The sequence below is a fragment of the Streptomyces sp. NPDC053048 genome (genome assembly GCF_044547045.1).
In the GTDB taxonomy this organism is placed as follows: domain Bacteria; phylum Actinomycetota; class Actinomycetes; order Streptomycetales; family Streptomycetaceae; genus Streptomyces.
In genome coordinates, this window is record NZ_JBITZS010000007.1 from 272,480 (window position 1) to 293,132 (window position 20,653).

Annotated in this window: 24 protein-coding genes and 1 pseudogene; 23 read left to right on the forward strand and 2 right to left on the reverse strand. The window is 68.8% G+C overall.

Annotated features, from left to right (window positions below):
* Positions 1 to 3 precede the first annotated feature (3 nt).
* From ACIG36_RS20560 to ACIG36_RS20580, 5 genes are all read left to right on the forward strand, one after another.
* Positions 4 to 315, forward strand: a complete 312-nt coding sequence (locus tag ACIG36_RS20560) for an HK97 gp10 family phage protein (RefSeq protein WP_399929557.1) — start codon at positions 4 to 6, stop codon at positions 313 to 315.
* On the forward strand, positions 315 to 701 hold the full coding sequence (locus ACIG36_RS20565) for a hypothetical protein (RefSeq protein ID WP_399930100.1): 387 nt from the start codon (positions 315 to 317) through the stop codon (positions 699 to 701). Before ACIG36_RS20560 ends, ACIG36_RS20565 begins: the two co-directional genes overlap by 1 nt.
* Positions 702 to 765: 64 nt before the next feature.
* A complete protein-coding gene (locus ACIG36_RS20570) occupies positions 766 to 1,365 on the forward strand; it encodes a phage tail protein (protein WP_399929560.1) in 600 nt (199 codons plus the stop codon).
* Positions 1,366 to 1,440: 75 nt separating this feature from the next.
* Positions 1,441 to 1,785: a hypothetical protein gene (locus ACIG36_RS20575; RefSeq protein ID WP_399929563.1), complete on the forward strand. Its 345-nt coding sequence runs from the start codon at positions 1,441 to 1,443 to the stop codon at positions 1,783 to 1,785.
* Positions 1,786 to 1,868: 83 nt separating this feature from the next.
* A complete protein-coding gene (locus ACIG36_RS20580; protein WP_399929566.1) occupies positions 1,869 to 2,207 on the forward strand; it encodes a hypothetical protein in 339 nt (112 codons plus the stop codon).
* 18 nt (positions 2,208 to 2,225) lie between these two features.
* Here the strand turns inward: ACIG36_RS20580 and ACIG36_RS20585 are convergent, their stop codons facing one another.
* A complete protein-coding gene (locus tag ACIG36_RS20585; protein WP_399929569.1) occupies positions 2,226 to 2,789 on the reverse strand; it encodes a hypothetical protein in 564 nt (187 codons plus the stop codon).
* A 6-nt stretch (positions 2,790 to 2,795) separates the two neighbouring features.
* Between ACIG36_RS20585 and ACIG36_RS20590 the strand changes: the two genes are divergently transcribed.
* The 17 genes and pseudogenes from ACIG36_RS20590 (at position 2,796) to ACIG36_RS20670 (ending at position 19,075) form a co-directional block, all read left to right on the forward strand.
* Positions 2,796 to 7,079 carry a hypothetical protein gene (locus tag ACIG36_RS20590; RefSeq protein WP_399929572.1) on the forward strand — a complete coding sequence of 1,428 codons (4,284 nt, stop codon included), beginning with the start codon at positions 2,796 to 2,798 and terminating at the stop codon, positions 7,077 to 7,079.
* 48 nt (positions 7,080 to 7,127) lie between these two features.
* Positions 7,128 to 8,702: a hypothetical protein gene (locus ACIG36_RS20595; protein ID WP_399929575.1), complete on the forward strand. Its 1,575-nt coding sequence runs from the start codon at positions 7,128 to 7,130 to the stop codon at positions 8,700 to 8,702.
* Positions 8,597 to 9,892: a siphovirus ReqiPepy6 Gp37-like family protein gene (locus ACIG36_RS20600; RefSeq protein ID WP_399929577.1), complete on the forward strand. Its 1,296-nt coding sequence runs from the start codon at positions 8,597 to 8,599 to the stop codon at positions 9,890 to 9,892. The genes ACIG36_RS20595 and ACIG36_RS20600 overlap by 106 nt, the downstream gene beginning before the upstream one ends.
* 207 nt (positions 9,893 to 10,099) lie before the next feature.
* Positions 10,100 to 10,552, forward strand: a complete 453-nt coding sequence (locus ACIG36_RS20605) for a hypothetical protein (RefSeq protein ID WP_399929579.1) — start codon at positions 10,100 to 10,102, stop codon at positions 10,550 to 10,552.
* A gap of 10 nt (positions 10,553 to 10,562) precedes the next feature.
* Entirely contained in the window at positions 10,563 to 11,528 is a 966-nt protein-coding gene (locus ACIG36_RS20610; protein ID WP_399929582.1) for a hypothetical protein, read from the forward strand.
* A 79-nt stretch (positions 11,529 to 11,607) separates the two neighbouring features.
* Positions 11,608 to 12,459, forward strand: a complete 852-nt coding sequence (locus tag ACIG36_RS20615; RefSeq protein WP_399929585.1) for a peptidoglycan-binding protein — start codon at positions 11,608 to 11,610, stop codon at positions 12,457 to 12,459.
* A pseudogene (locus ACIG36_RS20620) lies at positions 12,456 to 12,932 on the forward strand (DNA cytosine methyltransferase); the annotation flags it as partial. The gene ACIG36_RS20615 and the pseudogene ACIG36_RS20620, both read left to right, overlap by 4 nt.
* 567 nt (positions 12,933 to 13,499) lie before the next feature.
* Entirely contained in the window at positions 13,500 to 13,679 is a 180-nt protein-coding gene (locus ACIG36_RS20625) for a hypothetical protein (protein ID WP_399930127.1), read from the forward strand.
* Between the two features lie 72 nt (positions 13,680 to 13,751).
* A complete protein-coding gene (locus ACIG36_RS20630; RefSeq protein WP_399929588.1) occupies positions 13,752 to 14,000 on the forward strand; it encodes a hypothetical protein in 249 nt (82 codons plus the stop codon).
* Positions 13,997 to 14,254 (forward strand): hypothetical protein, encoded by a 258-nt coding sequence (locus ACIG36_RS20635; RefSeq protein ID WP_399929591.1) that lies wholly within the window; start codon positions 13,997 to 13,999, stop codon positions 14,252 to 14,254. Before ACIG36_RS20630 ends, ACIG36_RS20635 begins: the two co-directional genes overlap by 4 nt.
* A gap of 136 nt (positions 14,255 to 14,390) precedes the next feature.
* Positions 14,391 to 15,602, forward strand: a complete 1,212-nt coding sequence (locus ACIG36_RS20640; RefSeq protein WP_399929594.1) for a helix-turn-helix domain-containing protein — start codon at positions 14,391 to 14,393, stop codon at positions 15,600 to 15,602.
* Between the two features lie 93 nt (positions 15,603 to 15,695).
* A complete protein-coding gene (locus ACIG36_RS20645) occupies positions 15,696 to 16,163 on the forward strand; it encodes a hypothetical protein (protein WP_399929597.1) in 468 nt (155 codons plus the stop codon).
* 288 nt (positions 16,164 to 16,451) lie between these two features.
* The gene (locus tag ACIG36_RS20650) at positions 16,452 to 16,739 is read left to right on the forward strand and encodes a hypothetical protein (RefSeq protein ID WP_399929600.1); all 288 of its coding nucleotides are present in this window, start codon (positions 16,452 to 16,454) and stop codon (positions 16,737 to 16,739) included.
* 20 nt (positions 16,740 to 16,759) lie between these two features.
* Positions 16,760 to 16,960, forward strand: a complete 201-nt coding sequence (locus ACIG36_RS20655) for a hypothetical protein (RefSeq protein ID WP_399929603.1) — start codon at positions 16,760 to 16,762, stop codon at positions 16,958 to 16,960.
* Entirely contained in the window at positions 16,957 to 17,097 is a 141-nt protein-coding gene (locus ACIG36_RS20660; RefSeq protein ID WP_399929606.1) for a hypothetical protein, read from the forward strand. The genes ACIG36_RS20655 and ACIG36_RS20660 overlap by 4 nt, the downstream gene beginning before the upstream one ends.
* 227 nt (positions 17,098 to 17,324) lie before the next feature.
* Positions 17,325 to 18,242 carry a radical SAM protein gene (locus tag ACIG36_RS20665; RefSeq protein ID WP_399929608.1) on the forward strand — a complete coding sequence of 306 codons (918 nt, stop codon included), beginning with the start codon at positions 17,325 to 17,327 and terminating at the stop codon, positions 18,240 to 18,242.
* Between the two features lie 20 nt (positions 18,243 to 18,262).
* Entirely contained in the window at positions 18,263 to 19,075 is an 813-nt protein-coding gene (locus ACIG36_RS20670; RefSeq protein ID WP_399929611.1) for a protein kinase, read from the forward strand.
* 242 nt (positions 19,076 to 19,317) lie between these two features.
* On the opposite strand, the gene ACIG36_RS20675 is transcribed toward ACIG36_RS20670, so the two are convergent.
* Positions 19,318 to 19,575 carry a GntR family transcriptional regulator gene (locus ACIG36_RS20675; protein WP_399929614.1) on the reverse strand — a complete coding sequence of 86 codons (258 nt, stop codon included), beginning with the start codon at positions 19,573 to 19,575 and terminating at the stop codon, positions 19,318 to 19,320.
* Between the two features lie 383 nt (positions 19,576 to 19,958).
* On the opposite strand from ACIG36_RS20675, the gene ACIG36_RS20680 reads away from it, so the two are divergent.
* Entirely contained in the window at positions 19,959 to 20,141 is a 183-nt protein-coding gene (locus tag ACIG36_RS20680; protein ID WP_399929617.1) for a hypothetical protein, read from the forward strand.
* Positions 20,142 to 20,653: the final 512 nt, after the last annotated feature.

Here is a 20,653-nt window from a genome sequence, read left to right on the forward strand (position 1 = left end):
GTCGTGCCACCGAAGGTGAAGATCAACCGCGCCGGACTTCGCCAGCTCCTCAACTCCTCCATGGTCACTGCGGCCCTGGTTGCACGGGCGGAGGAGATCAAGGCCGTGGCCGAGGCTACCGCGCCCGTGAACACCGGCACCTACAGGACGTCGTTCGAGGTGTGGGCCAGGCGCCGGATGGGTGTGCGCAAGGACCGCACGGGCGCCGTCGTGATCAACGTTGCGCGCCATGCGCGGTTTGTGGAGTACGGCGGTGACGGCACCCCGGCCCACCACACCCTCCTACGTGCCGCGACCAGCAGCCGGGGCACGTGATGTGGCCGGACGCTGAAGCGGCACTGGTCGCCTGGCTCACCCCCCACCTGGGCGTGCGGGTGTGCACCGAGACCCCCGCCGACCTGGACCATGCCGTCCCCCTTCTGCGACTCCAGCGGATCGGGGGCGGTGACGACGGGTTCCGTCTCGACCTGGCCGTGGTCGACATCGACGCCTTCGCCGCCACCCGGGCCGAGGCCGCCGGCCTGGCCGCCCGTACCCGCGGCGCGCTCCTGGGCAAACTGCCCGGGGCCATCGCGCCGACGGCCGCCGCAGCCTTCACCGCCGCCTCCACCGTCTCCGCCCCGGCTTGGCGGCCGTGGGAGAACCCGGCCGTAACGCGGATCGGCGCCACCTACGCGATCCGCCTGCACCGGCACCCCTGAACCACCGCTGTGCCCCCGCCTCCGCACCTTGGCGGTGGCCTGCCCTTTCGAAGGAAGCCCCCTCTTGATTCAGATCACCCGTGCGGCCGACCTGGCCATGGTCGGTGCGAACGGCGGCGGTTGGGTCGCGCCGGAAGGCACCGCCGGCCCGACCGCCCTCGGCGTCCCCGCCGCCCCCTGGGCGGGCCTGGGCGCCATCTCCGACGACGGCCTGAAGTACGGCATCGACGAGGAGTCGAAGGAGTTCACCCCGTGGGGTGTGACCTCCGCTTTCCGTACCCAGGTCACGAAGTCGGTGCGGACTTTCGGCGTGACGATGTGGGAGACGAAGAGCCCGGTCGTCAAGAGCCTGATGTTCCGCATCCCGGCCGCCGACCTCGCCCCCGGCCCCGACGGCGTGGCGAAGTTCGCGGAGACCGCGTCACCGTCGCCCGACCGTCGGTCGTTCTACTTCATCGTGGCCGACGGCGACTCACTCGAAGGCTTCTACGTGCCGTCGGGGGAGATCACCGACCGGTCGGATGTCACGTACAAGGGCGAGGACATGGTGGGCTACGAGGTGAAGATCACCGCCTACCCGGACGCCGCGAACAACACCGTGTACCACCAGTTCACGGCGAAGGCCCCGGTCGTGCCGAAGGACCTGCCGACCACCAAGAGCTGACCCGCCCCCGGCCTCCCTCACCCGCTTCCCCTCCTCACATCACCCCGGCTCGGCCGGCTGAACTTCTAAGGACCCATGACCGTGACCACGACCGCCCCGTCCCCGACCGACCGCGCCACGGCGGGGCAGGAGACCGACGCCACCACCGACTACGTGACGGTGGAACTGGCCGGCTACCCCGTGCGCGCCCTGCCCTCTCAGCGCTGGCGCGCCTCCCACCTGCGCGCCCTGAACTCCGGTGACCTCGACCGCTTCGCTGAAGGCGTGCTTCACCCGGACGACGTCGACGCCTGGTACGAGGGCGACCCGACGCAGGACGAGATCGGCGCGTGGGTCGCGCAGGTCGCCGAGGCCGGCGGCGAGGCGCTGGGAAAGTCCAGTGGACGCAGCGGGTCCTCGAAGAGCATGCGGAAGCGGTAGAGGCAGACCTGCGGCGGTACTACCCGGGTACGGACCTGCTGGACCTGCACCGGGACCGTCTCACCTGGCGGCAGGTACGTGTGATGATCGAGCACCTGCCGCCTGAGGCAGCGACCGTGACCGCCCTGCGCAACAACGCGCCGTCGGCCGATCTCGACGCGCAGGCCGAGGGCGCCGACCCTTCCCGGGGCCGCTGGTCCCAGACTGACCTGCTCCTCGCACAGACCATCGACGCCGTCAACCGCCTCACGCACTACTACGCCCTGGTCAACACCAGCGGCGGCAAGAAGCCCGACCCGCCCCCGCCGGTCCCACGCCCCGGCGTTCCCCGCACCCGCGACCACCGCCCGCGCATGAGCAATGCGGCGGCGCAGACGCTGGTGCAGATCATCAACGGCACCCCCGACCCGCCACCCGCGTAACGCCCGCCTGATCGGCGGTCACTCCCGCACGTAAGGAGGGCCGCCGTGGCAATCGTCGTCGGCTCCGTCGAGGTCCAGGTCATCCCCAATACCCGGGGAATCGGCCAGCGTTTGCGGACCGCGCTTGCCGAGCCGGCCACGAGTGCCGGGCAGGAGGCCGGGCGCCTGGCCGGGCAGGCGTTCACGCAGGCCATGACCGCCGGTGTCAGTGGCGGCGCGCGGATCGGCACCTCCCTCGGCCGCGACATCGCCGCCGCCCTCGTCCCCGCGATCCGCCGCGCCATCCCCGACGCCGTCCGCGTCGGCGGCACCCGGGCCCGCCAGCAGGCCACCCGCGAGGGCGAGCAGACCGGCGGCGCCTTCGCCCGGTCGCTGAAGACCAAGCTGGAGGCCGCGTTCCGGACGCTGCCGAAGATCACTATCGGCGCGGACACCGACGAGGCCGACGCCGACCTTCAGGCCCTGCGCGTGCGCATGGAGGCCCTGGCCGGCAAGACGGTCGGGGTCGACATCGACGCGGAAGCCGCCCGCGCGGAGGCGGAGGCGCTGGAGGCCGAGCTTCTGCGCCTGGGCGCCGCGCACCCGGACGTGACGGTCCGCGCAGACACCGCCGCCGCTCGGACCCATCTTGCCGCGGTCCGCGAGGAGATCGACCGCATCACCGCCCGCCCCGGCATCGTTCGCCTGGAGACCGACGGCAGTTTCGGCGGACGGTTGCGGGCACAGGTACAGGCCGCACAGGCCGCCCTGCCTGAGATCAACATCAGCGCGGACACCACCCCTGCCCGCGCCCAGCTCGCCGCACTGCGCGCCCAGCTCACCACCCTTGGCACCGCCCGGATCGGCATCGATGTCGACGCCGGCGCGGCCATGGCGCAGATCGACGCCGTCCAGGCCCGCCTGGCCGCCCTGGCCGCCTCGGATGCAGACATCGACGTCCGGGTGGATGCCGCGCAGGCATCCGCCGCCCTGGCCGCTGTCCGCGCGCAGGCCGACGCCCTCGACGGCAAGCGCATCGATTTCGACTTCTCCCCGGCCCTGCTGGGAACGATGGGCCTGACCCTCGCCCTGGCCGGCCTCGCCGCCGTCCCGGGCGCGGAGATCCTCGCAGGGCAGGTCGCCGGCCTCGCCGCGGCCACCGTCGTTGCCGCCTCCGGCTTCGCCGTCCTGGGTGCCGTCGCCGCACCGGCGATCATTGGGATCGCGCAGGCTCTCCAGGCCAAGAAGGCCGCCGAGGACGCCGCCGCGGCGGCCACCGACAACGGGGCCCGCGCCAGCGCCCAGGCCACCCAGCGCGCCTTCCAGCAGGAAGGCGCCGTTCGCGCACTGGCCACTGCGCAACGCAACGCCGCCGACCAGATCGCCGCCGCACAGCGGCAGGTGGCCCAGGCCGAGGACGGCGTCCGCCGCGCCGAACAGCAGCTCACCCGCGCCCAGGACGACGAGCGGCGCGCGCAGCAGGAGCTGACCCGGGCCCGTGCGGATGCCGTCCGGCAGCTCGAGGACCTGAATAACCAGCTTGCCGACTCCGCCCTGACCGAGCGGGCGGCGACGCTGCGCCTGACACAGGCCAAACAGGACCTCGCCAAGGTCCGCGCCGACCCTGCCGCCTCCCAGCTCGAACGGGACCAGGCCCAGCTGACCTACGACCAGGCCGTCCAGGGCCTGAAGGAACAGTCTCTCGCGCACCGCCGCTTGGAGGCAGACGCTCGACGGGCGAACTCGGCTGGTGTCGACGGCGCTGAGGGAGTGCGACGCGCGCAGGACGCCGCCGCGCAGGCCCACGAACGCGTCGCCGATCAGGCCCGCGCCGTCGCCGACGCGCAAGCGCGGGTTGCCGACGCCGTCCGCGGGGTGGCGCGGGCGCAGGCCGCCGCAGCCGACACGATAGCGAACGCCGAGCGTCAGGTGGCCGCCGCACACATGCAGACGGCCGATGCCACATCGGCGGCCGGCACTGCCGCGCAGAAGTACCGCCGCGCACTCGACGAGCTGTCGCCATCCGCGCGTGAGACCTTCGACGCCTTCGTGGCGCTGAAGGAAGCGGCCAAGGAGTGGTCGACGGCTCTTCAGCCGGAGGTGATGCCGCTTTTCACCCGCGGCCTCAACGGCGCCAGGGCATCCCTGCCCGCCTTCACGCCCCTGGTGCGTGAAGCTGCCGCTGGTACCCGGGAGTTGATGGACGCCACGGCAGCGGACTTCAAAACGCCTTTCTGGGACCGCTTCCGCGATGATCTGACGCACGCCATCCGGCCCGCGATCCGCAACACCGGTATCGCGGTCGGGTACTTCTTCAAGGGCTTCGCCGGCGCCCTGGACGCTGCCCTTCCCCACACGGAGAGTTTCACTCAGCACCTGGTCGACCAGGCGAAACGATTCGCCGAATGGGGCGACCGCCTTCGCGACTCACCCGGCTTCGCCGCCTTCCTTGCCCGAGTTCGTGAGAACGGGCCGGTAGTTGGCGGCATCCTCCGGGACATCGGCACGACCCTGGGCAACCTCTGGACCGCCCTTCAGCCGATGTCCGGGGTCACGCTGCTGTTCGTCGGTGACCTGGCCCGCCTCGCCTCCCTCGTCCCCCCGGGAGTCCTGGAGGCCATCGGGGTTGCGCTGATCACCATCAGCCTCGGCCTGCGCGCCGTCGCGCTGGCGGAATGGCTGGTCAACGCAGCCACGGCCGCGCTGGCGCTCCTCGTCCAGGCCACGCCCATCGGCTGGACGATGGACGTGATTCTGCTGGTCATCGGCGCCCTCGTCGCCCTGGGCCTGGCCGTCGTCTACCTCTGGCAGCGGTTCTCGTGGTTCCGCGACGGGGTGATGGCCTGCTGGGACGCCATCAAGGCGGCCTGCCTCCTCGCGTGGACCACGGTCATTCAGCCGGTGTTCGCGTGGATCGCGGGCATCGTCATGGACCGGGTGGTCCCGGCCTTCATGTGGCTGTGGAACTCCACGCTGTCCCCCTTTTTTGCCTGGATAGCGGTCCAGTTTTCAACCATCTGGGCGACGTACGTTCAGCCGGCGTTCTCCTGGCTCGCCGACTTCATCATGACGCGGCTCGTCCCGGCCGTCCTCTGGCTCTGGCAAAACGCGTTCCTGCCCGCCTTCCAGATGATCGGGCAGGTCGTGTCCGCCGTCTGGTCCGGAGTGCTTCAGCCGGTCTTGTCTGCCTTGTGGTCGATCGTCGCGAACACCCTGTTCCCGATCGTCCGCGACTTCGCCATGACGTGCGTCTGGCCGATGTTCGAGTTCATCGGTCAGGTCATCAAAACCGTGTGGCAGACGGTGATATGGCCGACCCTTCAGTTGTTCTGGTCCTACATCAAGAACATCCTGTGGCCGGTCATCGTCCTTCTCTACGACACCGTAGTGAAGCCCGTCTTCGCACTGATCGGCGCTGCGATCGCCGCGGCGTGGACCTACGCCATCCGGCCCGCCGTGGGCGCCTTCACATCCTTCCTGAAGGACACACTCGGGCCCGCGATCTCGTGGCTGTACTACAGCGTCGTCAAGCCGGTGTGGCGCCTGATAACCGACGCCATCACGTGGGGGTGGGAAAGGGGCATCCGGCCCGCCTTTGACCTCCTGAAGGAGGGCATCAACAGCATCTCCAACGCCTTCGCCCACGCGAAGGACGGCATCGCGATCGCGTGGAAGAAGATCGAGGGCGCCACAAAGGACCCGGTCAATTTCGTCATCGGGACCGTGTGGAACACGGGCGTCCTGGACGTCTGGGAAACCTTGACCGGCTGGATACCGGGCATCGGCGACAAGCTGAAGATGGACAAGCTCCCGCTGCTTGCCGCTGGTGGCCCCCTCCCGGCCCGTCCCGGCGTGTTCAACAGGCCGACGGCGATCGTCGGCGAGGGGAACCCCCGCTACCCGGAATACGTGATCCCGACTGACCCGAAGTACCGAACACGGGCCCTCGGTCTCCTCGAGGCCGCCGGCACACAGATGCTCGCCAAGGGCGGCATCCTCGGCTCGGCCCTCGACTGGGGCAAGGAAAGCGCGGGCAAGGCATGGGACTGGACGAGCGACAAGGCCACCAAAACGTGGCGCGGGGTCAAGGGCGCCGCGGACATGCTGGCCAACCCTGCCACGGCCATGGACGCCCTGCTCAAGCCGGTCCTGGGTGACCTGGACAGGCTTGATGCGGCCAAGTGGTCGCAGATGACCGGCCAGGTCTTCCGCGCGCCGGTTGTCGGCCTGAAGGACACCGTCGTGGACTTCGTGAAAGGCTTCTTCTCCGCCGGCGGCACCCCCCAGATGGGAGGGGACACCGGCGGCAGCGGAGTAACCCGCTGGACACCGCAGGTCCTCCAGGCCCTCAGCATGCTCGGGCAGCCGGCCTCCTGGCTCGACACCGTCCTCCGCCGCATGAATGACGAATCCGGTGGTAACCCCAACATCGTCAACACCTGGGATGTCAACTGGCAGGACGGAACCCCATCGGTCGGACTCATGCAGGTAATCGGGCCCACCTTCGACGCCTACGCCGGCCCACTTCGGAATACAGGCCCGTTCCTGTACGGGACCTCTGTAAACCCGCTGGCGAACATCTATTCCGGCTTGAACTATGCGCTGCATAGATATGGGTCACTGTCCGCTCTGGATAGACCGGGCGGTTACGACTCCGGCGGCTACCTACCCCCAGGGCTGTCCCTCGTCTACAACGGCCTGGGGCGCCCCGAGCCCGTTTTCACCCCCGCTCAGTGGGACCTGATCGCCGACTCGAAGGGACTCAACTCCCCGCCTGAGAACGACGCAACGTCCGGGACGGCGCCAGTCATTCACCTGCACGCCGTCCCCGGCATCCCCACGGAGCAGCAGATCGTGTCCGCCCTGAAATTCGCCGACGCCCTGTACGCCTGACCGATACAGCCCACGCGCCAACCCCCATGAGTGAAAGGGGGTTGGCGCGTGAGCTTACTGGCCACGCTGAATTCCCCGTCCGCCGTCGTCTCCACCGGAACCCTCCCCGAACCGGCGCACGCCGCATCCGACGCCCCACCCCGCGTCACCCTCACCACCAGCAGCGGCCAAGAGTTCCTACTGACTGCGGACCTGTCTCACCAAGGGGCCTGTATCGCGATCCTCCCCGGACCCACCGGCATGGACGCCCCGCCGGTACAGGCCACGGTCACGGAGTTCGCGGGGATGGACGGCGGCCGTCTGGTGAAGACCCGCGCCGCCTCCCGCCGCATCCAACTGCCCCTCCTGCTATGGGCGCCCACCCGCCCGGAGCTGCTGGCACTGAAGCGGCACCTCGTCGCCGCCCTCGCCGCCGGACGGGGCCCGTGCGTGCTGCGGGTGGCAGAGGCCGACGGGACCGCCCGCAGCATCCGTGTCCACTACACCGGCGGCATGGAAGGCGACGAAGGCAGCGACGGCGCCGGCCTGACCTTCACCCGGTACGGGCTCCAGCTCACCGCCCCCGATCCCTACTGGTACGGCGACGAGCGAACTGAGACCTTCCGCGTCCACGGCGCGCCTGCGTTCCTGTCCCACCCCGCCGGGTCCTGGACAGTGCTGCTGTCCGACACCATGAACAACCCCTCCGCCTGGACCTCCTCCGGCGCGCCCGGAACAGTCCTCAACGACCGCCGGGGCACCGACGGCCAGTACACCCGCCTCGCCGCCAGCATCCGGGCGGACGCCACAACCGGAGTCCCCTATGACGGGACGAGCCTGTACCGTCTGACCGCCCGGGTTCGCCGCAGCAGCAAGGCCGCGGCCGACGCACAGACGTCCGTATCGGTCGGCGCGGTCGGCCGCACCGCCGCCGATGCACCGGTGCCCGGCGGAACGCGGTTCATCACCGCCGCCGGTCGCACGCTCACAGACGCCGACGGGTGGGTGGACGTCACCGGCTACGCCCGGGGACGGGACCTCGAGGACGCCCCCGCTGTCGACGGTGGCATGGCCTACCCCATGGAATCCGACCCGGGCACGATGCCCACAGGCACGGCCACCGTGCGGCCGGTCATCCAGGCCGACGGCACCCCGCTGGACGTCGACCACCTCACCCTCGCCCGCCTCGATCCCACCACCACCGGCGATCCGCACACCACCCCGTTCTTCCCCCTGCGGATCGCGCCGAGCGTGATCGGCGACGAGGGACTACCGGTCCAGGCCACCACCGACGTGGACGCGTGGCCGGTATGGCGCATCACCGGTCCCCTCGGCCAGCAGGATGCCGGGCAGCCCGTCGTCCCGCTGCGCCTGACCAACCGCACCACCGGCAAGGAACTGACCTTGGCCTACGGCATCCCCGCCGACCGCACGGTCGTGATCGACTCCCGCCCCGGCATCAAGGCCGTCTACCTGGAGAACCCCGACGGCAGCCGCGGCGAAAACCTCTGGCCCCGCCTCGTCGGCCCGGCCTCCCTTTGGCAGCTCGTCCCCGGGGAGAACGTCATCTCCCTCACCGCCACCGGCGCCTCGGAAGCGTCCGCGGTCACCCTGACCTATCAGCCACGACACCTCGGAGCCTGACCCTGCGGCGCTACCGCGTCGACGTCCGCGACGCGGCCCTCCGCCGTGTCGGACAGATCGACTCCTACACCTCCCTGGACGTCATCGTCCGCCACCTCGACGTCGGCGCCTGGACCCTCGTCCTCCCCGCCGACCACCCCCACGCCCACCTCTTCGCCACCGGCGGGCACGGCGTGATGATCTGGTCCGATGACTCCACCGAACCCCTGCTGACCGGCCCCCTCACCAACATCCGTGACAACTGGTCGTCCACCGGCGGGACACTGACCTTCTCCGGTGTCTGCGACAACACCGCACTCGCCGCCCGCCTCGCCTTCCCCGACCCCACTCGCGCACCCGACACCGGCAACGGACGCTACGGCGTCGACTACTGGTCTTCCGCGGGCCCGGCCGGCGACATCATCACCCGCCTCGTCGCCGCCAACGCCGGGCCGACCGCATTGCCGGGCCGACGCGTCCCGGGCCTGGACCCCGGCCCGACCACCGGCCTCGGCGCCCCCACAAAGGTCTCGCTGCGCTTCGACACCCTTCTGTCCGCGACACAGACCCTCGCCTCTACGGCCGGCCTGTCCGTCCGGGTCACGCAGCCCGACCCCACCGTCCCCCGCCTCGCCCTCCAGGTCGGCACCACTCGCGACCTGCGCGGAGCGGTCCGCTTCTCACCCGACCTGGGCAACCTCAGCTCGTACTCCTACCAGCTCACAGCGCCCCGCACGACGCGAGCCGTCGTCGCCGCTCAAGGTCAGGGCAAGGACAGGTTCTTCTGGCAATGGGCCGCCTCCGACATCGAAGCCGAATGGGCCCGGGTGGGGGAGACCTTCGTAGACCAGCGCGACACCGCCATCCCGGGGCGAGCGGACGACACCGACGAGCAGTTCCGGTCCCTGCGCACCTCGGCAACCAACGCCCTCCAGCAGGGCGGAGCTCAAGCCGAACTGTCCCTCGCGCCGATCGATACCGAGCAATGCCAGTACGGGCGCGACTACCGCACGGGCGACACGGTCACCGTCACCACCACCGCCGGCACGGATCTCGTCCACCCCGTCCGCGAAGTGCACCTGACGGACACCGCGGACGCCAGCTCCGTACAGGCCACCGTCGGCACCGAGGCCGCCACCCAAACCCCGGCCCTCTACACCCAGGTGCGGCAGCTTTGGCAAGCCGTTCACAAACTCAACACCCGGTACTGATGTAAGCGCAAGCAGTGCACCTGTGGCATCTTGTTCGAAAAGGGTGGCCGTGAAGAGGCGATCGTGGGCGCAAATTCATGTAATCGACTGGCAATCATTTTTCTGGCACTTTCGTTCTACTGCTGCACTCCTGAGATTATCGGAAAGGATCGGTTGGATAGGTGGGCAACGGCTGCCCGGCGTGGCTTGCATGCGCTAGGTAGGTACGTGGTCGCGTTCGCGGGAGATTCGCGCAGCCAGCCCGCCACCTTCCGGGCGACGGCCCGTAAGGCGGCCCCGCCGTTGGCCTGGTTCACGCTTGCCTGCGCATGCCTAGGTGGCTTGGGGTACCTGCTGTACCGAACATTCCTGCTGCGAATTAATTTGAGTTTGGATCTCTATCGGGAGAAGGTCGGGCTTTTTCGCTTCGTCTGGGTGGGTACAGTTCTTGAGTGGATTCTGAACATTGCCCTGTTTCTGGCTTTGGTGGCATTGTTCTTCGTGTTCATTGAGGGCGCCTTGTCGGCGTGCGTGATTCTGCTATTTGTGTCAACAAAAATGCTCCTCGCCCTCAAGACTCATGACCGGGTACGAAAGCTTTTGCTCCTGACTGGTGCGGCCTTCCTTCACTTCGCTCTAGGGCTGCAATTTTGGGCAACGTTTATTGAGGAACCTTCATAGAAAGGGCAATGTGGCTGAGTACTATTTCCCCTTCGACAGCGGCGCGGGCACGACCGTCACGAGCGAGCAATGGTCACAGATGACGTCCATGTGGCAGACCGACGGCATTCGTGCCCCGCGCATCAGCGACCCCGCTGACCCCCTCGCCACCACGGCCACCGGCCAGGACATGACCGTCAACGTTAACGCCGGCCATGCAACCGTCCAGGGCTTCCACTACTACTCCGACGCCGAACGCCACGTGGTGATCGCCGCCAACACCGGCACCCAGCCGCGCGTCGACCGAATCACCATCCGCCTCACCAGAGCCGGACAGCGCATCTCCATCGCCTACCTCCAGGGCACCCCCGCCGCGCAGCCTCAGCCCCCCGCCCTCAGCCAGGGGCAGGACGGCGTCTTCGACGTCCCCCTGTGCCGAGTGACCGTGGCCCCGCAGGCCGGCGCCATCGCGCCCCGGGACATCACCGACGAGCGGGTGTACGCCCTGACCCAGAGCGTGTACGCCAATGCCGCCGCCCGCGCGGCATCCCCGGAACGAGCAGTGCCCGGGAAGCTCGCCTTCCTCCAAGGCGAGGACCGCATGGAGATCTACGCCAACAGCACCTGGACGCCTCTGTCCCCCGGCCCCTGGCAGCCTCTACCCCTCCCCTCCGATGTCGTCGCACACGGCGGCAATCCCCGATGGCGCCTAGTCAACGGAACGATTGAGCTGTCGGGCAGCGTGGAGCGGAAAGACGGCAAGGATTTCAACGTCGCGTCGGCCTGGCGCCTCGCGGTCCTCCCGCCCGAGGCCCGCCCTCGTTACCTCCGGTCGTTCGTCTGCGCCACATCGCTCAACTACGAGAAGGGCAGCTCGGCCCGGGTCGACGTGCTCTCACGCAGTGACCAACAGGCCGGTGGTGAGCTCCAGGCCGACATTCAGTCGCCGGTCAAGTGGATCTATCTCGACGCCATCCGGTTTGCGCTCGACGCCTGACCCGCCACCGGCAGCCCCATCTCTCGCCCCACGCCCCTCCGGCGTGGGGCTTCCTCATGCCCCCAACAGGAGTTATCGCATGTCTCTTACCCACAACGTGATCAATATTGCCCGCGATGAAGTCGGCTACCACGAAGGCCATTCAGAGGGTCACTGGAACAACGTCCAGCGATACGCCCCCGGCGTCCCCGGCCTGGAATGGGCCCAGGGCGAAGCGTGGTGCGCAACCTTCGTGAGCTGGGTCTTCCAGGAGGCCGGCGCCGCTGACCTCGCCCCCGTCACCGCGTCCTGTGCCGAGGGCGTCGAGTGGTTCCAGGACCGGGGCCGCTACACCGACTACCCCGTGATCGGTGGCGTCGTGTACTACGGCCCCGGCGGCGGCACTCACACCGGAATCGTCATCGCCTACACGGACGACGAGATCACCACGGTGGAGGGCAACACCAACGACGACGGGTCGGCGGAAGGTGACGGCGTCTACTTCAAGACACGTCCCCGCCACAGCTCCTACATCCACGGGTACGGCATCCCCGCCTACCCCGAGGGTGTGGTCGTTGCCGATCCGGCCTGGCGGGGGAAGAAGGGCGTCACGTTCTTCGGGCACGAGGCGAGCACGGACGACATCCCCGAGGGCGGCGACCAGTCCGGCCGCGATCACGACCACGGCGCCGAGTACGAGTCGTTCCCCGGGGAGCGGTGGTTCCGTGACGCGCCGGATTCCCCGATAATCACGGCCATGGGGCGACGCCTGGTTGAGGAAGGCTGCTCCGCCTACCGCGAGGGCCCGGGGCCGCAGTGGACGTCCGCCGACCGCGAGAGCTTCCGGAAGTGGCAGCGCAAGCTCGGCGACGTGCCGCATGAGTGCGACGGCTGGCCCGGCCCGCTCCAGTGGGCCGCGCTGAAGGTACCGCGGACGTCCGACGCCTCGTGAGTCTCGACGCCGCCCCCCTGCGCATCGGATCGCTGTGCAGTGGATACGGCGGCCTCGACATGGCCGTCCAGCACGTGGCCGGCGGCAACCTCACCTGGGTCGCCGATCCTGACCCCGGCCCCGCCCGAATCCTCGCCCACCACTACCCCGAGACACCGAACCTCGGCGACATCACCACCCTGTCCTGGGACGACGTTGAACCGGTCGACGTCCTGGTGGGCGGGTATCCGTGCCAGCCGTTCAGCACCGCCGGCAAGAGGAAGGGAACCGACGATCCCCGCCACATCTGGCCGCACATCGCACGCGCCCTTGGCACACTACGACCCCGAGTCGCATTCCTTGAGAATGTCGCAGCTCACGTTGGTCTGGGCTTCAGCGACGTCCTCGCCGACCTTGCCGCCCTCGGGTGGGATGCGGAATGGGTGTGTCTACGTGCGTCCGACGTGGGCGCCCCGCACCAGAGGAACCGCCTGTTCATCCTCGCGTGGCCTGCCCACCCCAGCAGCCCGGGACTACAAGGGCGGCGGCCAGAAGGGGCAGCTCCCCACGGTCGTAGCGCACCTGGCATCCACGCCTGCAACACCAATCCGGCCCGGCGGACGCACGGCGCGATGTCCCACCGCGCAGGCGCTTCTGCCCACACCATCAGCGTCCGAGGCCACGGGCGCAGGGCACAGCAGCGGCCGGCAGGGGGGTATGAACCTCCGCTCGGCCGTCTCCGCACTCGACACCACCCTGTTGCCCACCCCCCGCGCCTCCCCGAACGAGAACCGGGCGACCCGCCGCACTCCCAGCCAGGAGGCCGGGACGCACGGGAAGAGCCTGGCAGCCGAGGTCTGCTCGCTCCGCCCGGAAGCCAGTGCGACGAACGGCAGCAACCCGCGGCAGACGGGTCACTCGAGCACGCCCCCGGCCGCCAGCGCGAACACCCCTGGGGGCCCTACGCCGACGCCGTCGACCGGTGGACGCCCGTCGTCGGACGTCACGCCCCCCGGGCAACCGACGCTCTGGGACGACTGAACCCCCCTCTGGTCGAATGGATGATGGGCCTGCCCCCGGGCCACGTCACCGCCGTCCCCGGCCTGTCCCGCGCCGCCCAGCTCAAAGCACTCGGCAACGGCGTCGTACCCCTCCAAGCGGTCGTCGCGCTGGAACACCTCCGTGAACGCGCAGTCGCCCGCGGCCACGACCCCCTGGCCTCTCCCACCCCCGACACGTGACCTCCACCCGCGACCGGGGGCGTTCCCGGTGAATGCCTCCGGTCGCCGCACGATCAAAAGGAAGACCCCTCCTTGACCGACGCCACCCGTCGCACCATCCGCACCACCGTGCAGACGGCGATCACCCTCGCCGCCCTCCTGCCGGTCATCGTTGATGCCGCAGGTATCCCTGCGACCCTCCCGTGGGCGGCTGGCGCCCTCGCCATCGCCGCCGGCCTGACCCGGGTCATGGCCGTCCCCGAGGTGCAGGCGCTCCTGCCCCGATGGCTGCGCACCGCCCCGACCGCCCCGCCGGCCTCCACAGAGGGGGGCACTGCGTGACGGACCCGACCCCCTCGGACGTCGCCCTCGAGCTGGAACGGCTCCGGGGCGTCGTCGAGGTCGGTTTCGCCCGCGCCGATGGCGCCCTGGCCCTCTTGGTCCAGAGGGGTGACCAGACCGACCAGCGTCTGACCGACCTCGACACCCGCCTCGATGCCGTCGAGCGCGGCCGGTGGCCCCTGCCGTCCCTCGCCGCCTTGGTCAGCATTGCCGCAGTGATCGTCTCCATTTGGCAGGCAACAGCCGCCCACTGATACACAGCCCCTGGTACCGGCATGCAGCCGGTACCAGGGGCCCTTTGTCGTTGACGCTCACACCGGAGAACCGGCAAGCGTGGGCCTACCATCGGATTTGATGCCGCAGAGTTCTTGCCGACCCCCTGAGGTGAACGTGAGCAGCTGGTCTGATCTGACGAATGGTAAGCGGATCAAGCACCTTCGGGGCTCTGATCTGACCCAACAGGGCCTAGCCGAGGCAGCAGGCGTATCCCTCGCTCTTGTCCAGAAGGCGGAGCAAGATCGCGGCGAGCTGTCCGTCGGTTCGCTACTCAAACTCGCCAGCGCCCTGAACACGGATGTGGGCGTGATCCTCGGCCAGCAGGCACCCCGCCGCGGCATGAACCGCAACGACCGCGCCGCACTCCGTCAGCTGTCCGATGCTGTGCACGAGAGCGCCCTCGGAGAATGGGAGGGCATTGACGACCCGAGCTCGGTTGAAGAACTGGGCAGGGCTCGTGACCTCGCGTGGTCTGCCTTCTGGAAGAGCGACACAGCATCACTCAGCAGCCTTGCCTCGAAAGTCCTCATGGAGGGCCACGTCAGGTACGACAGTGCCACGGGAAGGGAACGCGAGCAGCTCGGACTTATCCTGGCCAGCACATACCGCGTGGCCGCATCGTGCGCCAACGGATTCGGTCAGAGGGACCTCGCGTTGAGCGCGCTCACGTCGGCCAAGCTGCGTGCCCAAGACGTCGACGACCCCATCATGATGGCGCTCCTTGAGTCCACGCTGTCTTGGATCTACCTGCGCGGGGCGAAGGCTCCCCGCGCGGTCGCCGTAGCGGAGCGGGCCGCGCTCGCCATCGAGCCGTCCTTCCGGAAGGCGTCCAGGCCACAACTGCTCGCTTACGGCCGCCTGATGATCTCCGCCGCCGTGGCGGCATCACGCCGGGAGGACGAAGCGGCGGCCGACGACTACATTTCGCAGGCCCACGCCGCAGCCGCCCGGCTCGGCCGAGATGAGAAGCTGTACGGAACCGCGTTCGGGCCAACCGCAGCGAAAACAGAGGCTGTTGGGATTCACGTAGCTCTCAAGAACTACGGACGTGCCCTCAGCTTGGCCAAACAGAAGGACATGGCCGACGTCCCCCGGCAGATGTCCAAGGTGGCAAGGAACCGGTACAAGCTCGACGTTGCCCTCGCCCAGTGTGCTGCCGGCCTCCACGACCAGGCCGCAAACACTCTCATCGAGGTGGGGCTCGACGCCCCCGAGTGGGTTCGGCATCAGGCCCTGCCCGGCGTCATCGGCCAGCGAATCGCGAAGGTCTCCACGGCCAAGGTCCGCCACATCAGCGAGGTTATTGGTGTCCCCTTGATCACGTGAGTCATACGGAGCGTACGAGTCGTCGCCGACAATCTTGCAGGGTCGTACGCTCCGTCACTTCAGCTCGGCCCCCGGAGCTAGCACCATGCCCACATGGTCAGCAACCAGAGGGCCGAACCCCAGCAGCACCCGCCGGCCGCACGCCGGACGGAAGGCGACCGCCAACGACGGCGCACACTTGCAGACGCTGCAACCGGCCTCACGCCGAAGATCGAACGCTTCCGGTGCGTCATTTACCTCTCTGGCGTCCAGGGCGCCGACGCCGAAGAGCAGCATCAAGGGTGCCAGGAAACCGCCCAAGTCTTCGGATGGGACGTGGCAGCGGTGATCGTGGAGGACGAGCCCCACGCCGCCCCGCCGCACAAGCGCGAAGGTCTGACGTCGGCGCTCGGCCACCTTCGCCGCGGGGAAGCCGGCGCGATCCTGACCGCCTGGCGCTCGATGATCTCGCCGTCGGTCGACGAGTACAAACGGACCGTCCGCGAAATCGAAGAGACCGGCGGATTCGTATACGCGAAGCGGCTCGCTAGCCCGGATGAAACGAACGGAGCGGCGCCGTGATCCCTGGACCGAGCAACGCACGGGCCGCCCTCGACCGCGTCGCCACCCGCGGGGCCGGTGGCGTGCTCGTGGTGCGCCGTGACTTGAGGGAGTCGACGGACATCCCAGAAGTGATCTCTCTGCCGCACTCATCCGGCCCATCCGGAATCACCGTAGGCAAGAAGGTGGACGAGTGCCCCGACTGCACCCGCTTGAACGCCGATCGGCGTCGGGCGTGGCTGAGTCGTGACTGGGGCCTTGAGGAGCGGTCCCGCATCGCGTTTCACCGGCACTGGGGGGCGGTGCACCGTGCGTGATGCCGAGGGGTTCCTTGCCGACGATGCGCAGCGTCCGACGTTCGTGGTAACTCGGAGCGGCACCGTGAAGTGGTCTCCGAACATCGGTGACTTGATCACCGACACGTCGTGTGACCGCGTAGGCAGGGCTGTCGGTTGGGACGGCGACGTCGTGAGCATCGCTCCGCTGGACGGCGGCGAGCCGTGGCACACCACCACCTACCGCCCCGCTAACGCGAAGGACCGGCTCAGAGCCCGCGCCACGGTGATCAATCGAGAACGCCGGGGGCGCCCGTGGTGACCCGCGCCGTCATCCGACACGTGAACCACAAGATCACCACGCACCTGGACACCGTGACTTACGGCGCTGACTGCCTCGGATGCACGTGGAAGATCAAAGGCAAGCCGGAGCCCGAACCCGTACTGGACGCATGCATGCAGCACGCCGCCACCAGCGGGCACAAGGAGTTCCGCACGATCTGCCAGGGCCTGTCATACGTGCTCCGAAGGGGGGAGCAGTGAGCCGACGCCCGCGCGCCACCCGCCCCTGGACCGACTGGGGAGACACCACCCAGACGCTCGTTGTCGGCCTCGGAGTCGTGTCCGCATGCTGCGCCGTGATCTGGCTCGCCGTCCGCGAAGGCCCGAGCCACTTCTAGACTCCGCCCTCCCTCGGGTGCCACCTCCCCACATCCCATCCCCGAGAGAGGGCGGGATCCACCCCCGCCCCGGTACTCGGTTGAGGTCCGTTCCGCCTGGGCGGGAACCACCCCCGCCCGGTCGCCCCGTTTAGGTGAGGACGGTCGCGGCCGGGCGGGTCGGCAAGTGCACGACGACGCCGGGAAAGCCCCGCGTTGACCAGGTCAACGAGCGAAAGGGCAAGAGCATGGCGACAGCGTTACCCGTCGAGCAGACCACCACCGGGTTTCTGTGGCTGGACCTGACACGACAGTGTCAGCTCTCGTGCAGCCACTGCTACAACGAGTCCGGGCCGAAGGGCACCCACGGCACCATGACCCGCGAGGACTGGATCAGCGCCCTGGACCAAGCCGCCGGCTACGGCGTCACCGACGTGCAGTTCATCGGTGGCGAGCCGACCATGCACCCCGACTTCTCGGAACTGGTGGACCACGCGCTGACGATCGGCCTGCGCGTAGAGGTGTACAGCAACCTCGTCCACGTCCCGCCGAAGCGCTGGGAACTTTTCCAGCGCGACGGCCTGTCCCTGGCCACCTCCTACTACTCGGCCAAGGCCGAGGAGCACAACGCGCGGACTGGCCGCCGCTCTCACGGCCGCACCCGGGCCAACATCCGCAAGGCCGTGCAGCTCGGCATACCGCTGCGCGCCGGAATCGTCGCCGACTCCGAACAACAGATCACCGAAGCACGCCGCGACCTGGAATCGCTCGGCGTCAAGCGGATCGGCGCGGACCACGTCCGGGAGTTCGGACGAGCGTCCAGTAGCCAGAAGCCGGATGCGGCCGGCCTGTGTGGAGGATGTGGTGACGGCAGGGCAGTGATCGACCCGACCGGCACCGTCGCGCCGTGCGTCTTCTCCACCTGGAAGGGTGTCGGCAACGTCCGTGACGCCTCGCTGGCCTCTATCCTGAGCGGTCCCGCCTTTTCCGAGGCCGTTGACTCCCTCCGAGCCGACTGGGGGAAGAAGGACAAGGACAACGACCAGGGCCAGAACCAGCCGTGTAACCCCGACTGCGTCCCGAAGAACCCATGCGACCCGAGGTGCAGCCCGAACGATGCGTGCCGACCGGGGGCGCCGGGCAGCGAATGCAAGCCCAGGAACTGACGTAACCGAGGAGCCCCGACGTGGATGACCTGCCCGACGGCCACTTCAGGCATCTGATCCTGCCGTACACCGGCAAGGTCACCCACGTTCGGGTTCCGGCCCGGGGGTTCAGTTCCGACTTCGCTGCGATCATCGACAGCGAGAAGGGGCGGTTCTTCGTCAAGGCGATGTTCAACAATCCCGGGGGGCGGAAGGACTCCATCCTCCGGGAACGGGCAATCAACCCCTACGTACAACCTCTCTCGCCCCGACTGCTGTGGAGCGTTGACGGAGACGACGCCGGGTGGATCATCCTCGGCTTCGAGGCCATCGAGGAGCGCGGCCTTGGCTTCGAGCCGGGCTCACCGGATCTCCCCCTTGCCGTTGACCTCCTCAACCGGGCCGCGAGCCTGGGGCTGCCGGACGTCGCACGGGACTGGCGGGAAGACCGGTGGGACGCCTACGTGAGCAGCGAAGACGAGTTGGCGCTTCTCCGTGGTGATGCCCTACTGCACACCGACATCAACCCGTCCAACCTGACGGTAGGAGAAGCGGGTGCGTGGATTATCGACTGGTCGTGGCCTACGCGCGGGCCCGGCTTCATCGACCCGGCCTGTTTCGTCGTGCAACTGATCTCCGCCGGCCACAGCCCCGAGTCCGCCGAGTCCTGGGCCGCCGGCTGCACGGCATGGTCGAGTGCCGACCCGAAGGCGATCGACGTGTTCGCTGCGGCCGATCTGCGCATGCATCGTCGCCTTGCCGAACAAAACCCGGATGAGGCGTGGCTCGCGGCCATGGCCGAAGCGACGCAGGCATGGGTGGACCACCGAGGCATCCCCGACGCCGGGCTGTAAGCGCACCGCTCCGCGCATAAGGCGCCCCGGTACTCCGCTGAGTACTGGGGAGCCTGCCACAGCCACTCGAAGATGCGGAGGCCACAGACTCAGCGGCCAGCGGGACACGCTCTCCGACCGCACCTGAACCGAACGCCACGGCCGCCGCGCTACGGTCGCCTTGATCGGCACCGTGCCGGCAGCGAAGCGGCTTCCGGCCCGGCCACTGGCTCAGTACTGGCGCAACGTGCCCTGGGTGCTGCTCACGTCTCGTCGTTGTCGGCGCGCCTCACGAACGTGCCCTTGCCCCACTCCGTTTCGACGAGCCCGCGTTCCCGCAGCTCGCGCACAGCCCGACGGGCGGTCTCTCGCGCCACGCCGAAGCGCTCGCACAGCTCCGCCTCGGACGGAATCTTGGCACCCGGCGCGTACTTCCCCGCCTCGATCTCCGTGACGAGGGCAGCAAGCACCTTCATGTAGGGGGCACGTGGGGCGTGGGGGTCACTCGGACGCTCAGGCATAGGCAGAGCGTAGACAAACCGGCCATTGATCAATGACTTAGACGTGCAGATAAGGCAGACCAGTAGACAGGTTAGACGAGTAGGAATAGCGTCCCCCTGAAACGAAAAGCGCCCCGAAAGACCGTTGCGACCGGTCTGCCGGGGCTTAGCCGACCAGCTATGTAGGAGCTGACCGACTCATGCGCGATCGTATCGCCCGCACCTTCGAATGGATGCTTCGCCTCTTACTTCCCGCAGCCGGTAAACACCGGGCCGTCTGCCGCAGCACCGCCAGGACCATCCCGCCGCTCGTCCCCGCTGAGCCCCCTTCCGCCCCGGCCGACGGCCGTCACGTCATCTGTGCGCCTCGGACGCCCATCCCCGTTCACGTCCTGGCCAGAACCATGCCCATCCCCCCGAGCACGCGCCCGCTCGTCCCCCTCTACATGCAGCGCTGGCAAGAAGAGCTGGACAAGCACGAACGGCAGCGTCAACGATGCGTGGCCCTCGTGGCGGCCTCCATGGGGTTCGAGTACGGGTACACGTACCCCGGAGCCCATGCCTACTCTGCGGCGGTGGCCGGATGACCGTCGCAGAGGTGGCGGCTGCCACGGCCCCCGATGACTTCGTCGCCACCTGCCGCACTTGCGGCCGCCTCGTGAGCAGACCCGTAGCCTGGTACGTTCACCGGCCGAATGGCCCCAGCCTGACGCTGTATACGTGCCGCGCCGGCTGCTCTGCCCCACATACCCAGCCCGCCCCGGACAACGAGACCCGCAGTAGCTGAACCCCCGCAGCACTCCGCCCCGCCCGACAACACACCGGGCGGGGCTTCCTCATTTTCACCAGCAGAACACTTCGGTGGAGGTTGCGCAGAGTCACGGCGGGGCGCGGGCGTCTGGGCCAGCCGTCGGCCATCACATCGATCGCAAACTCACCACCCATGCCCTTCACGCACCACCCCACGGCGACGGAGCAGCCGTCCACCGCGACCGCCGGACAGCTCGCGAACCCCGTGTTGCACGTGCAACACGGCGCGATTCGGAGCCGTACTCAACAGGGGTCCACCCATATGAAACGACACGTTATGTCCGGTTCC

Excerpts from the sequence above, each read along its gene's own strand:
- ACIG36_RS20615 (WP_399929585.1), top strand. The coding sequence starts at position 11,608 with ATGTCTCTTACCCACAACGTGATCAATATTGCCCGCGATGAAGTCGGC.
- ACIG36_RS20645 (WP_399929597.1), top strand. The coding sequence starts at position 15,696 with ATGGTCAGCAACCAGAGGGCCGAACCCCAGCAGCACCCGCCGGCCGCA.
- ACIG36_RS20675 (WP_399929614.1), bottom strand. The coding sequence starts at position 19,575 with ATGCCTGAGCGTCCGAGTGACCCCCACGCCCCACGTGCCCCCTACATG.
- ACIG36_RS20625 (WP_399930127.1), top strand. The coding sequence starts at position 13,500 with ATGATGGGCCTGCCCCCGGGCCACGTCACCGCCGTCCCCGGCCTGTCC.
- ACIG36_RS20665 (WP_399929608.1), top strand. The coding sequence starts at position 17,325 with ATGGCGACAGCGTTACCCGTCGAGCAGACCACCACCGGGTTTCTGTGG.
- ACIG36_RS20680 (WP_399929617.1), top strand. The coding sequence starts at position 19,959 with ATGCCCATCCCCCCGAGCACGCGCCCGCTCGTCCCCCTCTACATGCAG.
- ACIG36_RS20565 (WP_399930100.1), top strand. The coding sequence starts at position 315 with ATGTGGCCGGACGCTGAAGCGGCACTGGTCGCCTGGCTCACCCCCCAC.
- ACIG36_RS20580 (WP_399929566.1), top strand. The coding sequence starts at position 1,869 with ATGATCGAGCACCTGCCGCCTGAGGCAGCGACCGTGACCGCCCTGCGC.
- ACIG36_RS20575 (WP_399929563.1), top strand. The coding sequence starts at position 1,441 with ATGACCGTGACCACGACCGCCCCGTCCCCGACCGACCGCGCCACGGCG.